Origin of the sequence: Flavobacterium sp. FlaQc-47 (genome assembly GCF_044006475.1) — a bacterium.
Taxonomy (GTDB): domain Bacteria; phylum Bacteroidota; class Bacteroidia; order Flavobacteriales; family Flavobacteriaceae; genus Flavobacterium.
The window spans coordinates 627559-641722 of the sequence record NZ_JBIPCQ010000001.1 but is presented as its reverse complement, the minus strand read 5'-3'; the positions used below and the strand labels follow the sequence as shown (position 1 = coordinate 641722).

At 33.5% G+C, this 14164-nt stretch carries 8 protein-coding genes; 2 read left to right on the top strand and 6 right to left on the bottom strand.

The features are described from left to right. Nucleotide 1: 1 nt before the first annotated feature. From ACHRVX_RS02610 to ACHRVX_RS02600, 3 genes are all read right to left on the bottom strand, one after another. On the bottom strand, nucleotides 2-5122 hold the full coding sequence (locus ACHRVX_RS02610; RefSeq protein WP_395328794.1) for a T9SS type A sorting domain-containing protein: 5121 nt from the start codon (nucleotides 5120-5122) through the stop codon (nucleotides 2-4). A 4-nt stretch (nucleotides 5123-5126) separates the two neighbouring features. Then, a complete protein-coding gene (locus ACHRVX_RS02605; RefSeq protein ID WP_395328792.1) occupies nucleotides 5127-7193 on the bottom strand; it encodes a fibronectin type III in 2067 nt (688 codons plus the stop codon). A 310-nt stretch (nucleotides 7194-7503) separates the two neighbouring features. After that, nucleotides 7504-8268: a hypothetical protein gene (locus tag ACHRVX_RS02600; protein ID WP_395328789.1), complete on the bottom strand. Its 765-nt coding sequence runs from the start codon at nucleotides 8266-8268 to the stop codon at nucleotides 7504-7506. A gap of 283 nt (nucleotides 8269-8551) precedes the next feature. Here ACHRVX_RS02600 and ACHRVX_RS02595 point away from each other — a divergent pair, with 283 nt between their 5' ends. After that, on the top strand, nucleotides 8552-8971 hold the full coding sequence (locus ACHRVX_RS02595; RefSeq protein ID WP_395328786.1) for a helix-turn-helix domain-containing protein: 420 nt from the start codon (nucleotides 8552-8554) through the stop codon (nucleotides 8969-8971). A 265-nt stretch (nucleotides 8972-9236) separates the two neighbouring features. Here the strand turns inward: ACHRVX_RS02595 and ACHRVX_RS02590 are convergent, their stop codons facing one another. From ACHRVX_RS02590 to ACHRVX_RS02580, 3 genes are all read right to left on the bottom strand, one after another. Continuing rightward, nucleotides 9237-10166 (bottom strand): LamG domain-containing protein, encoded by a 930-nt coding sequence (locus ACHRVX_RS02590; protein ID WP_395328783.1) that lies wholly within the window; start codon nucleotides 10164-10166, stop codon nucleotides 9237-9239. A 353-nt stretch (nucleotides 10167-10519) separates the two neighbouring features. Next, entirely contained in the window at nucleotides 10520-11560 is a 1041-nt protein-coding gene (locus tag ACHRVX_RS02585; RefSeq protein WP_065447924.1) for a PLP-dependent cysteine synthase family protein, read from the bottom strand. Nucleotides 11561-11630: 70 nt separating this feature from the next. After that, nucleotides 11631-13769: a S9 family peptidase gene (locus ACHRVX_RS02580; protein WP_395328779.1), complete on the bottom strand. Its 2139-nt coding sequence runs from the start codon at nucleotides 13767-13769 to the stop codon at nucleotides 11631-11633. A gap of 68 nt (nucleotides 13770-13837) precedes the next feature. Here ACHRVX_RS02580 and ACHRVX_RS02575 point away from each other — a divergent pair, with 68 nt between their 5' ends. Continuing rightward, nucleotides 13838-14158 carry a YbaB/EbfC family nucleoid-associated protein gene (locus ACHRVX_RS02575; protein ID WP_395328776.1) on the top strand — a complete coding sequence of 107 codons (321 nt, stop codon included), beginning with the start codon at nucleotides 13838-13840 and terminating at the stop codon, nucleotides 14156-14158. The last annotated feature ends 6 nt before the right edge of the window (nucleotides 14159-14164 follow it).

The window sequence follows — 14164 nt, the reverse complement described above, 5'->3', positions numbered from 1 at the left end:
TTTAGTAGATAATAATTTTTTTAACCAATGTTTGTTGTCCCGTTTCTAATACTAAAACATACATTCCGGATTCTAATGAAGTCTCAAAATCTACTTCGTACTTCTTTTTTCCCGATTCTTTTTTCTGAATCATCGTATTCTGTCCCGTTGTAGAAAATAGTCTTAAGTTGATGGCACTGGTATTCTCTAAAGTTATAAGCGCTTTAAAATTACCATTACTCGGGTTTGGCGTTACAATAAAGTCAACTATAAATTGCGATGCAGTTTCGGCATTTGGCAATGTGCTTCGTTGCTCTACGGTAATGTTTTTATTGTAAACCGCGTAACATTCTCCTTGCGTTTGCTCCAGACCAATGGAATAAACTCCTGTCGCATCAAACTTTAAGGTGATGTATTTTTCTTTTTGCTCTACTACTTTTACTCCTTTAGGAAGTACCCAATTTGTGCTTTCTCCAAAAGGATTACTGGTATTGATTAAAATTACCTCTTCGTCTAAATAGGCTTGTGAGCTTAATAAAAACTCCGAACTAATAGCGGTCTGACTTGTTTTTATTACAATTTCATCTTCGCCAATGCATCCTAAACCTGAAGTTACTTTTACGTGATATGTTCCTGATTTTGAAACCTTTATTTTTGCTTCATTCGATGTAAATCCGTTTGTCGATGTCCAGCTGTAGGTTGCTTTTTTATCAGCAATTGATGCATCTAAATCCAGATTTTGATCGATACACAATGTTCTGTCAGCACCAATATTGACAATAACCGGTTCGGGATCTTTTAAAACAAATTTCTTTTTGTACACACAACAATCCGGACAGGTAATCGCCACTTCATAATTTCCTGCCGTAAGGTTGTTCAGGTCTTTAGTTGTTGCTCCTGTATTCCATAAATAACTATAAGGCAAGTTTCCGCCTGTAACATTTAATTCAATCGAAGCATCATTTCCTTTATAACAAACCGGATTTTTAACTGTTTCTGTAGTAAATATTCCGTTAGGATCCCCTACAAAAATACTTCCCTCAATGATACATCCTTTTGCATCTGTTGCAATTACAAAATAATTGTTTGTGGTAATATTTTCAATTTTTGATGTTGTTGCGCCATTGGTCCACTCATAGGTATAAGGCGCAGTTCCGCCGGAAACATGTGCTTCTGCCCAACCGTCGTCTCCTGTTGTACAACCTACATCAAACTTGGTAAAAGTCAATTGTAATTTTGCGGGTTCCGGCATTGGGTAGGTTACATCAACTTCTTTTACCAAAAGATTATTAACATATGTTCCCAGTTTAATTCCGTTGGCATCCTCAATATTCAGGGCATAGGTTCCGTTAGATAAGTTTTCGGCAGTTTCATCGTGATCGTTCCATATTATCCACGAGTTACCCACTTGTTTTTTCCAGGTATAATAATACGGCAAACCGTTATTTTTAGCAGCGGCTAACTGAATTCCTCCTTTAACACGAGCAACTAAAATACCGTCCTGAGATTCGTCTCTTTGATTGTCCTGCGGATTAGCATCTGTTTCGTTCCCAAATTGATTACTCACATTACATGAAATAGTACGAACTACTTCAAAAGTAACTTCAAGCGGATCCGGATCGTCTAAAGCCGTTACAGAATTTACAACGGTACAACTTGTTTTGTTTGTTGCCGCATTATAATTAGCATCACGAACTGTTAAGCTATATAATTCCTCACCCACTCCGTTTAAAGATATTGTATAAACACCATTACTAAAATTAGCGGTTGTTGTAGTTTGTTTTATCCCTTTACTGTTTTTCCATTCAAACCAATACGAGTTGTCCGGTAAAATAGTACCTCCGGTAACTTCTACTACAATTTTTCCGTTGGTTGCTTTGTAAAAACTTGGGTTTAATACCTCTGTATAGTGAATAGCAAGTGGTGTTCCAGGTTCTTTAATAGTAACATTTGCCTGTGTCGTACATTTTCTAAAATCTGTAATATATACTGTATAGGTACCGGCTTTTAAAACTGTATTTTCTTTAATTTCTACTCCGTTAGACCATTTATAATCATACGGAGCGGTTCCGCCTGTTACATTTGCTGTCGCCCAACCATCATTTCCGCCATTACAAAAAACATTTCCCTGAGTAATCGTAACAGATAATTTAGGAGGTTCCTGCATAAATTGGGTAACGTCAATTTCCTGCGTTAATACATTGTTTACATAAGTACCCAACATAATTCCGTTTCTGTCTTTTACATTTAGAGCATAATTTCCGTGAGAAAGATTTGAAGCTGTCTCACTTGTAATATCAGTCAAAGGCAACCAGGTACCGTCTGCTTGTTGTTTTTTCCAATAAAAATAATAAGGCAAATCGTTATTTATAGTTGCAGCAAGCGGAGTTCCGCCAGTTACATGAGCTCGTAAAATTCCATCTTGCGATTCGTCACGCTGACCATCGTTTGGGGTTGTATCCTTATTATTGCCAAATTCGTTGCTCGTATTACAGGAAATTGTACGAATAACCTCAAAAACAACTTTTAAAGGATCCGGTTCATTTAGTGTTACCATTGACTCTAATACAGAGCAATTAACAATTTGACTTGTTGCTTCGTTGTAATTTTTATCTTTAATGGTTAAAAAATAATCATTTGCCGGAACTCCGTTCAGGGTAATAGTGTAGATTCCGTTTTCTAATGCTGCAGTTGTAGTTTGTACTGCTCCAGCTTTGTTTTTCCACTCATAATTATACAATTTACCATTATTTTCGATCCCGTCAAAAGGTGTTCCTCCTGTTATCTCAGCTACAATGCGTCCGTTAGTTGCACCTGAAAAAGTAGGTGTAAAAATTTCCTTGTATGAAATTACTACCGGTGATAGTGGCTCTGTTATATCCACACTTCCTGTTATAGAACATCCGTTTTTATCAGAAACTGTAACAGTATAAGTACCTAATGTTAATTGAGATATTTTATTTGCATCAACAATTCCGCCACCTGTATTAAACCAGATGTAGGTGTAACCGCCTGCACCTCCCGTAACATTTGCAGTAGCCCAACCGTTATTACCTTCGTGACAGGAAACATTTCCTGAGGCAAAGGATAATTCTAATTTTGTTGGCTCTACAATTTCTATCGTTGCCGGAATTGCAGTTTCCAGATCTGTAGTATTATAAATTCCCTGAACAATTCCGTTAGCATCTACAATATTTAACGAATAGTTTCCTTTGCCCAGACCGGTAGCCGTATCAGTTTTATAATCTTTTAATTCATCCCATACATTGGTTACAGTATTGAATTTTGACCAGATAAATGTATAGGGTAAACCACTATTTGCAGATCCTGTAAACTTAATACCTCCTGTAACTGTTGCTTTTAAAATTGCATCTGACAATTTATTTGCATCGCCGGCAGCAGGATCATGATTTTCTGTATTACAGGAAATTGCTTTTGTTTCCTTCAGTGTAATTACTATTTTCTCTGGTTGTGTTAACGTTTGAGATGATTCAATAATAGAGCAAGTTGCCTTATTTACGGCATTACTATAATTTTTGTCTTTAACAGTTAGTTTATATTCTCCCTGAGGAACGTTTTCTAACGTAATATTATATGTTTTATCTGCAGTGTTATATTGACCAGTTGCTGGTAAAACAACTCCACTGCTATTTTTCCACTCATAAGCATATGTTTTATCATCATTAATAGTTCCGCCGCTTATTGCAGCTACAATTTTTCCGTTAGCTGCTCCATAAAAAGTGGGTTCAGTCTTTAATGTGTAATTCAATGCTAAAGGCAATAATGGCTGTGATATTGTTTTTTCTAAAATTTTATCCAGACCAAGTTGAATCTCTTCACCAACCAATGTTTGTATTTTGGCAATACAGCCCATCATATCTTTTACTTTAATCTTATAAGTACCAGGTGTCAAACCCGTAATAGTATGTGCTTTATTATTTGCAAAAGAAACCCAGGTTAATCCATTGTCTAATGAATAATAATCATTGCCAGGTGTGGTTCGCGTTCCTCCGGTTGGTGTAATCGTTATAGTCCCGTCACCTCCATTATAACATTGAACATCTGTAGCGTTTAATGTAAAATCTAAGATAGGCGGAGATGCAATTGTAAAAGTTTTAAGATCAAATAAATTTGGATCAAGCGGATTATTAACAGAAGTATTCAATCCATCTTTAAAACCAATTAATTGCAATGTATAAATTCCGGCACTTAAACCGGTAATATTAAAAGTCTTATTGGCGTCAATTGCTAACACACCATTATATTTACTGGGAGTCTTTGCATTGACATCATACAAAGTATAATTTAATTGCTCACCATCTAGTAAAATCCTGTTAAATTTAAGTTTTACAGATCCGTCCTGACTATCACTACAAGTGGGTTGAGTAGTTAATACCGAAAGAACTTCTGGCGCAGATAATCTTATGGAGTAACTTAATGATGTACTCATTCCAGCAGTTTCGGTGCAGGGTTTTATTCTAAAATTGATATTTTTTCCAATATTTAGATATGTTTTTTCTTTTAAAATATCTAGTGCATCGACCGTAATACTTGGTGCATTATTATATTGAGGCAGATCTGTCCAGATCGTTGAAGTCCCATTGATGGCTAAAGTATATTGCCATCTGTAATAATAAGCATCATAGCCTGGTGTAGCCGTTATCGTTTTTTTTGAATGTGTAGGAAGTATATTATCAATTACAGGTGATCTGGTAACACTAAATACAGGTTCTATTTTATAATTAAATGTTACATTCGACATTCTGGGAGAGTAGCTTCCGCTGAAACTACCGGATGGACAAAATGAATCTACACTTTTAGATATTGTACTATTCGCATCTGTACCGCTTCTAAAGTTCACAAAAACATAACATTCTATAGAAACCGGTTTAGAAAAACTGGTTAGATCTCCAACATTCAGATTTACTTCGCGATCACCATTATTACGAATATCTCGTACATAAGCATTCGCGCTTGATCCGTCTTTATAACGAACTGTGATCCTGACATTTGAACTTGTTCTATTTTTAACCCCTGCATTAATTGAATAATTAATGTTGGAGACTTTTATAATATACTTAGGAACCTGTGCAAAACCAAATCCTGAAACCAATAAAATTATCAATAAGTAAAAATTCTTCATAGGCTTAATATATCACTGTTAGGGTTTCTGCTTTTGCAGGACTGTCACTTTCTAAATTAGGAACAAAATGATATTCGAGTTCCTGATTAATTTGTAAATTTTTATCTTCTAATGTCAAAACATTGCTGTTTAATTCCTTCCATAAAGTGGGCGGAGATCCTTTTGTGTTTTTATAAATACTCACTCCCAGTACTTTACCTTTATTCTTGGCATAATCCCAGGTAATAATTATTTTTTTATTTTCTCTGTCGGCAACTCCTTGTAAAAACGTAATTATTTTAACCGGCGTAAAATTCAACACATTCACTGTTATTACAGAATGATCTAATGATGACCAAAGATTACTTTTATCCTTAGCCAAAATAGCATATTGATATGTTTTTCTGTTTTCGACCCTGTCATCTGTAAATTCCTGAATAGTATCATTTATCTGTTTTATCTCCAGCCACTTTTCCTGTCCTTTCTCTCTCCTTCTTAGGCTATATCCTACTACATCTTCACTGTAACTGCGTATCCATTTTAGATGTACTTTGCCATCTTTATTATCGTAATCCTTAAAAATTGGCGCTGCTGGCGGAATTTTATCCGGCTTGTCTAAAACCAAAACATCAGATACATCTGAAATATTAAAACGCATATCTTCGGCAGCAATTCTATAATAAACCTTGCTGTTTGTCATTTTTAGACTTACGCTGTCTTTATAATCATTCCCTACATACGATTGATGGTAAATATCTACAAATTCTTCATCTGAATTATTGGCTTTTAGAATTCTGTATCCGCGCAAATCTTTTTCGGTGTTGGGTTTCCATTTCAAGCGCACCACTCCAAGACTATCAATTACACCTTCAAGCCCTGTTGGTTTTGCCGGAGGTATAGAATCTACAGGCTGCACCAGCATACTTTGAGATGTCAGCCTTTGATTATTTTTACCTACTACAGATATCGTAAAATAATTAGACGGATATAAATTCTCCTTAAAATTAAGTTTCCTCTCAGATGGCGGAATAATTTTAGAAACCACTTTATAAGGACCTCTATCATTATTGGCTAAATTAATCTCATATCCCTGAATAAATCCTTCAGATTCCTTAGGATAATCCCACTCCAGATTAACTTCGTTTGAATTAACAATATTATAATCGACTAATCGTGCGGCGGTAACTATTGCTGATACTCCAGTTGCCGAAATTGGTTTTGTTACTTCTCCTTTTTCTCCAAATGAAGTGATTCCATACAATCTATATTGATAAACCTTGTCATTTACACTCAGTGTATCAATGTAATACATGCTTTTTGACGGATGTTCATCCTTATCATTCAAATTTACTAACGGTGTTGTCGCTATTGGCGTATAATTAATTCCGTCAGACGATTTTTCGACCATATATGACGTATAAATTCTTTTAAAGGTTTCATAATCCCACGAAAGCAATACTTTTTTATCGTCTGGAATTGCAATAAAATCCGTTGGAGCAGGAAGTGCGCCATAATCTTTTAAACCTATCATATAGGATGATTCCTTTACCTTTGGGCTTTCAAAAACACGCACCTGATAAGCATATACTTCATTTTTTTTAACATTGGTATCAATGTATCCCCAACCCGCTTTTACGGCACCGCTAAAACTCATATCAGCTGCGTATAAAGCAAATGTATAGCGCTGATCCAGTTCATCTGCCATATTGACTATTTTTGACAAGTCGCCTTCTTTAGCAGAGGTTACTTCAAAACTTTCACCATAAATTGATTGCGCAATAATAGCAGCGTTATTATCTTTTTGTACCAAATCCATCCATAAATCCAATGGTTCAGGAAGTAATGGTTTTGGAGTAAGCACAATTTTCTCCGGTTTAGCCAAAACATTTCCATCTCTAAATATGGTAGTTCTGGTCACTATAAACCCTTTTTTATTTGCTTTTTGCCACTCACTTGGAGAATTAAGTGCCCATCTAATCAAGATTTGATCTTTCTGAGCTCTGGCGTTGACCATCACTCTGGCTTTTTTTTCCTGTGAATAACCTAACGAAATGAATAATAAAAATAAAAATAGAAGCTTGATTTTCGACATTAATGTGTAATTAATTCCATGTTAAAAAAAGCACAAAAATAGCACTTTAAATGAACTGACAAATAAATATTTACAAAATAAGTAAGCAAAAAATTACGAAAGTAAAAAGTCAAAATTTGTCAGTATATTAGTTGAGAAATAATGAGATTTACATAGTAAAAAACACTACAAAACAAAATACTTAATTGAGAAATATCTCGTTAATTAATTTAAAATATTTTTGTTTATAAGTATATTAAAGATTAAGATTAAAAGAAAATACTCCTTTTATTTTATTAGAGTATTTCCTTTTAAAATTTATAACATCTAGCTAATAAAAATATTCAAATTTAGAAGTTGAAATTGAATTTCCACTTTGAAAACTTTCTATAAGTTCGACAGGATAATTATTCGAATCATATTTATAAGTATTAGTCGTTGTGGCGGTATAAATATTGTCTCCGGATCCAGATGTTGCAGTCATTTTAATTACATTATTAGCAGATGCATCTTCTAGTAATAAATTATAACCTAACACATTTTTAAATGGATTATTTTTATCATCGTATTCATATGCATAGGAACTCTTCGCACCATAATACGAAACTTCCAGTTTTGTGATATTACCATTTTTAAAGGTAAATTTTCCAATTGCTCCATATTCCTCTTCAACACCCGTTACTACATTAACTCTAAATTGCTCATAAGCAACAGTTCCATCGCTATTATGGGTATATTTATTTTTGTAATAAAAGGCTTCATCCGGATGTTTATCGATACTTGTAGCTAATACTCCGTTTGTATAACTATATTCAGTAATTTGATCCAGTTTACCATCCTGATCAATTTCTTCCGTTTTTGTAATGACATCACCGGTATAGGTAAATTTTAAAACAGAACCGTCTTCATCTCTAATACTAACTATTTTATCGCCGTTGTAAACAATATCATCATGCGAAGAAATTTCATTGGCTTCAGTATAAATTCTTTTTTTTACTAAGATTAAAGACGAAGGATCAGATGAATTATTGTCATCATTCGAACAAGAGGTAAGCCCCAATACAAGAGCACTAAGTAAAAACACTAATTTTTTCATTTATTTTAGTTTTAAAATTAAGTGCTAAATAACAATATTAGAAAATTAAAACAGTCCACAAAAAGTTATTAAAGTAATGAAATAAGTTTTATTTTCTAAAATATTTAAGATATAACTTAAAAAAATTAAATCTGAAATCCTATCTGATAAAATTTAAAAATAACAAACAATTAACCACAACAATATTGATTCAATCACTTTTTCATTACCTCGTATCGTACCGCTTTGAATCTGTTTTTTACATTTCAGTTAATTTTATATCGATTATTATTATCTTTGAACTATGAGCACATTAACAAAACCAATTCATATAGGGCGAAAAATTAGCCGTATTCGTGAACTTAGAGATATGAAACAAGAAGCTTTGGCGCAAGCCTTAGGCACAAACCAGCAAGCTATATCGGCAATAGAAAATAGCGAAACTATAGACGACGATAAACTTGCAGAGGTAGCAAAAGCACTTGGTGTAACGGTTGAAGCAATTAAGAATTTTTCTGATGAAGCAGCAATTAATTATTTCAACAACATTTATGACAACGAAATTACTGGAAGTATTGTTAATGCACATGCAAATCAATGTTCATTCAATCCATTGGATAAAATGATGGAAGTTGTTGACGAAAATAAAAAGCTTTACGAACGTTTGTTACAAGCCGAAAAAGATAAAATCGAGTATTTAGAAAAATTACTCAACCAGAAATAGAGCGATATAAAAGATATATTAAATAACCATAAACCATTCATAATGCAAGCATCAAAATACACAAAATACGTAGTGATCGTTCTCGTAATTTTATTTGTAGTTTTAAGTGTTATAAACTAAAACAGATAAACCGTAAATTCAAAAAGCCTTCTCAAGTTAAACTTAGAAGGCTTTTTTCTGCTCAAAAAAATAAATTGCATACTAAACAAAATAAAAAATTTAATTAACTATTTTCCTTAACCGAAGTCTCGTTTTAATCTGAGAATTATTTTTTTGAAGGCATATTGGTTATTTTCAATAAATAAGTGCCTTCAGGCAAATCATTGATATTGGTTGCATTTGTACTTCCAAAAACTTTTTTCCCCTGCGAGAAAACCTCAACATTTTTAGAACCTGTATTTGCTTCGGTAGTACTGGCTACTGAAACAGCAGGTGTCGTTTTTGCAACAACTGCAGGTTTTGTAGTTGTCGCTGCAGCAACAACTTTTTTTACCGGAGCAGTAACCGGAGCACTTTCTGCTACAACAGCCGTCGAGGTAGCTTTTGAGCTATTATAAGACTCCATAACTTGCTCTTGTGTCATTGCAACATTATATATTTTTAGGTCGTCTACATCTGCATTTATACTTATTGTTGCATTTAATTGTCCTAATCTCAGGATGTAACCTTTCGTTAAACGTGAAATTCCATCTGTTGATTTCAATAATTCACCATTACGGTATATTTTTGACGTTGTGCCGTCATAAGTAATATTATACTGGTACCAAACCTCTTTTTGAAGCGGAACTGAAACGATTATGTTATTTGTATCACCCCAACCCACCAGACTTAAATCAGAATTTCCGGAAGTTGCGTTTTGCTGCAGCAATCCAAAATATTGCGTATTTACCGCACCGCCATAACCCCAAATATAATTTGCCGAAGCAACAGTATTAAATTTTATCCAGAGAGATATTGACCTTGGCTTATTATCTTGCGGAAGATCCCCTACTACACCCTGCAAAATTTTATTAGTAAGTCGTTGAGCTGCTTTTGGAGTTCCCATTCTGTCATTTACAAAATTAGGAGTTCCTAAAAGTGTAATTGTTTTATCACCATTATTCAAATTTCCGTTGAAATTAAATTCCTGAACAGGATTTTGGGCATTGATATTTAAAAAACTTACAAACATTAATGTCAGTAATAATTTTTTCATAGGTACAGATTTTAGAGGCATTTAAAAAAGCGTTATTTATAACACTAATCTATATTATAATATATGTGATCAAAAATTTATTCGGCAACCAACCTAAATAATCGTTAAATAACCAAAATTGATACATTTGAACAATTAATTAAATTTATTTATACTTTTATAAATTTTGTTAAAACTATAAATTTAATTCAATATTACCAAACACATCCTACGTATAAGTACGTTATTCTTATCAAAATAAAAAAAATTAACACTTTGAAATATCAAAATTAAGATATTTGTAAAAACATTTTTACAAAAAAAAACTCCATTCGTAAACCGAATGGAGTTTCTATATTTAAAAAAGCAGTTTATTACTTTACAAATTCAATTTTTTGAACTTCTTCTTCATTGACACTGTCAAAGAAACCTTGTTCGTTCATCCAGTCATCGCTAAATACTTTACTCATGTATCGAGAACCGTGATCCGGGAAAATAGCAATAATATTACTATCCTTTGTAAATTCGCCTTCCTCAGCGTATTGTTTGATTGCCTGCATTACAGCTCCGGAAGTATATCCCACAAATAAACCTTCTTTTCTGGTGATTTCTCTTGCCGAGTGTGCACTTTCCTCATCGGTTACTTTGATGAATTTATCAATAATATCAAAATCTGTAGCAGATGGAATCAAATTTTTACCTAAACCTTCAATACGATACGGATAAATTTCCTTGTTATCGAATTCTCTTGTTTCGTGGTATTTCTTTAAAACAGACCCAAAAGCATCAACACCCAGAATTCTAATATTTGGATTTTGCTCTTTTAAGAATTTTGCCGTTCCTGAGATAGTTCCTCCAGTTCCGCTACAAGCCACAAGATGTGTTATTTGTCCTTTAGTTTGTTCCCAAATTTCAGGACCTGTAGTGTTATAGTGTGCATCAATATTCAATTGATTAAAATACTGATTGATGTAAACTGAGCCTTTGGTTTCTTCGTGTAAGCGTTTAGCAACATTATAATAGGATCTCTCATCATCTGCTGATACGTGAGCGGGACAAACATAAACCTTTGCTCCTAAACTTCTCAACATGTCAATCTTATCTTTGGATGATTTTGAGCTTACTGCAAGTATACAGTTGTATCCTTTTATAATACTTACCATTGCCAGACTAAAGCCCGTGTTTCCGGATGTCGTTTCAATGATAGTATCACCTGGCGTTAGGATCCCTTTTTTCTCAGCTTCTTCAATAATATATAACGCTATTCTATCTTTTGAGGAATGTCCTGGATTAAAAGCTTCTACTTTTGCGTAGAAATTACCTTCTAACTCTTCAGTAATTTTATTTAGCTTAATAAGTGGGGTATTACCTATTAACTCTAAAACATTATTATAAGCGTTTATTTCTTCTTTCATAAAAAAATAGTTAATCGAAGGTATTTTTAAATAACCTTGATAGGTTGCAAATTTAACAAAAAATTTCTAATTAGCTTTTAATTTTTTCTAAATCTAATAAAAAACTAAATTCCTTTGCTAAGTCTTTTAAAGCCTCAAAACGTCCAGAAGCTCCGCCATGTCCCGCGTCCATATTGGTATCTAAAAATAAAAGAGTATTATTTGTTTTTAGATTTCTCAATTTGGCGACCCATTTAGCTGGCTCCCAATACTGTACCTGCGAATCGTGCAATCCGGTAGAAACATACATGTTAGGATAGTTTTGCGCTTTTACATTATCATACGGTGAGTAAGATAACATATAATCGTAATATTTTTTATTATTTGGGTTTCCCCATTCGTCATATTCTCCGGTTGTCAGCGGTATACTGTCGTCCAGCATTGTTGTAATAACATCTACAAAAGGCACCTGAGCAATCACTCCGTTGTACAATTCAGGGGCTTCATTGATAATAACGCCCATTAAAAGTCCTCCCGCAGATCCTCCTTCAGCATATAAATGTTCAGCAGAAGTGTAATTCTCACTTATTACAAATTTAGAGCAATCGATGAAATCTGTAAAGGTATTTTTCTTTTTTAACAGTTTTCCATCTTCATACCATTGTCTTCCCAGGTCCTCTCCTCCTCTAATATGTGCGATTGCATAAATAAAACCGCGATCTAATAGTGAAAGTCTTGTTGACGAAAAATACGTATCCATTGTGATTCCATAAGAACCATAAGAATAAAGCAATAACGGATTTTTACCGTTTTTATTCATTCCTTTACGATAAATCAGCGAAACAGGCACTTTTACACCATCTCTGGCAGTTGCCCAAACGCGCTCTTCAATATAATTTTCCTTATCAAACTTTCCGCCTAAAACCTGTTGTTCCTTTAGGATTTCCTTCGCTTTAGTCTTCATATTAAAATCAATTACAGAGGATGGCGTTGCAAGCGATTGATAGCTATAACGCAAAATATCAGTATCAAAATCAATGTTTGTTGTAGTATAGGCACTATACGTTTCACTGCCAAACGGAAGATAATAATCTTCTTCCTGGTCATTCCACGGCATAATACGAATATGATTTAAGCCGTTTGAGCGTTCTTCAACAACTAAATAGTTTTTAAAGATTTCAATATCTTCCAACAAAACATCATCGCGATGCGGAATAACATCTACCCAGTTTTTCTTTCCTGTTTTATTTTCAGGCGTTTTCATCAACTTAAAGTTGGTCGCCTTGTCTTTATTGGTCAGAATGTAAAAAGAGTCTTCAAAATGCGAAATACTGTATTCTAAACCGCGTACACGAGGCTGAAAAACAACAAATTCCCCGTCAGGATTATCAGAATTTAAAATTCTGTATTCAGTAGTCAACGTGCTTCCTGAACCAATCACGATATATTTTCTGGATTTTTCCTTGCTTATCGAAACATTAAAGGTATCATCTGTTTCATTAAAAACTAAAACATCAGCGGTAGTTGCTGTATTTAATTTATGCTTGAAAACCTTGTCAGCTCTTAAAGTAACTTCGTCCTGTTTGGTATAGAAAATGGTATTATTATCATTTGCCCAAACAGATCCTCCGGTAGCATTTTCGATTTTATCAGATAAAATCTCACCTGTTTCCAAGTTTTTTATCTGAATAGTATAAATTCTTCTTCCCACGATATCAACTCCAAAACTGGCAAATTTGTTATCAGGACTTATACTTAAACCTCCCAGTTTAAAATAAGCGTGTCCTTTTGCTAATTCGTTGCAATTGAATAAAATTTCTTCATCTGCAGAAAGGCTTCCTTTTTTTCTTGAAAAGATGGGGTAATCCTGACCCGTTTCAAAACGAGTGATATAAAAATAACCATTATAGAAATAAGGAACTGATGAATCATCTTCCTTAATTCTTGCTTTCATTTCTTCATACAAATTTTCCTGAAGGCTTTTTGTATGTGAAGTCATAGTAGCATAATAAGCATTTTCCTCATTCAGATAATTGATAACTTCAGGGTTTTCGCGGTCATTTAGCCAAAAATAATTGTCAACTCTTGTTTCTTTATGTTTTTTTAATGATTTTGGAATCTCTTTAGCTTTTGGAGCCATTATATCGTTTTGCATTGATTGAGCATTAGTTTTTAAATACGAAGCAGCAAAAATACTATAAAGACAACAGAACGGAATTAATTTTTTCATAAAATATTCTATTGTTATAATACAGCAATATACTAATTTTGTATGAAATAATTTAAAAATCAACAAAAATGGATTTAATGGGAATGATGGGTAAACTTAAAGAAACCCAACAAAAAATTGAAGATACAAAAAAGCGTCTGGATACTGTTTTAATCGACGAACAAAGCGCTGACGGATTATTAAAAGTAACATTGACTGCAAATAGAAAAGTAAAATCAATCTCAATTGATAACTCTTTGCTTGAAGATAAAGAACAACTTGAAGATTATTTAATCGTAACACTAAACAAAGCAATCGAAAAAGCAACAAGTGTTAATGAACAAGAACTTGACGCCGTTGCAAAAATGGATATGCCAATGATTCCGGGAATGGATGATTTATTTAAATAAAAAAAA

Coding starts and splice junctions, on each gene's coding strand:
- ACHRVX_RS02610 (WP_395328794.1), bottom strand. CDS start 5,122: ATGAAGAATTTTTACTTATTGATAATTTTATTGGTTTCAGGATTTGGT.
- ACHRVX_RS02605 (WP_395328792.1), bottom strand. CDS start 7,193: ATGTCGAAAATCAAGCTTCTATTTTTATTTTTATTATTCATTTCGTTA.
- ACHRVX_RS02600 (WP_395328789.1), bottom strand. CDS start 8,268: ATGAAAAAATTAGTGTTTTTACTTAGTGCTCTTGTATTGGGGCTTACC.
- ACHRVX_RS02595 (WP_395328786.1), top strand. CDS start 8,552: ATGAGCACATTAACAAAACCAATTCATATAGGGCGAAAAATTAGCCGT.
- ACHRVX_RS02590 (WP_395328783.1), bottom strand. CDS start 10,166: ATGAAAAAATTATTACTGACATTAATGTTTGTAAGTTTTTTAAATATC.
- ACHRVX_RS02585 (WP_065447924.1), bottom strand. CDS start 11,560: ATGAAAGAAGAAATAAACGCTTATAATAATGTTTTAGAGTTAATAGGT.
- ACHRVX_RS02580 (WP_395328779.1), bottom strand. CDS start 13,769: ATGAAAAAATTAATTCCGTTCTGTTGTCTTTATAGTATTTTTGCTGCT.
- ACHRVX_RS02575 (WP_395328776.1), top strand. CDS start 13,838: ATGGATTTAATGGGAATGATGGGTAAACTTAAAGAAACCCAACAAAAA.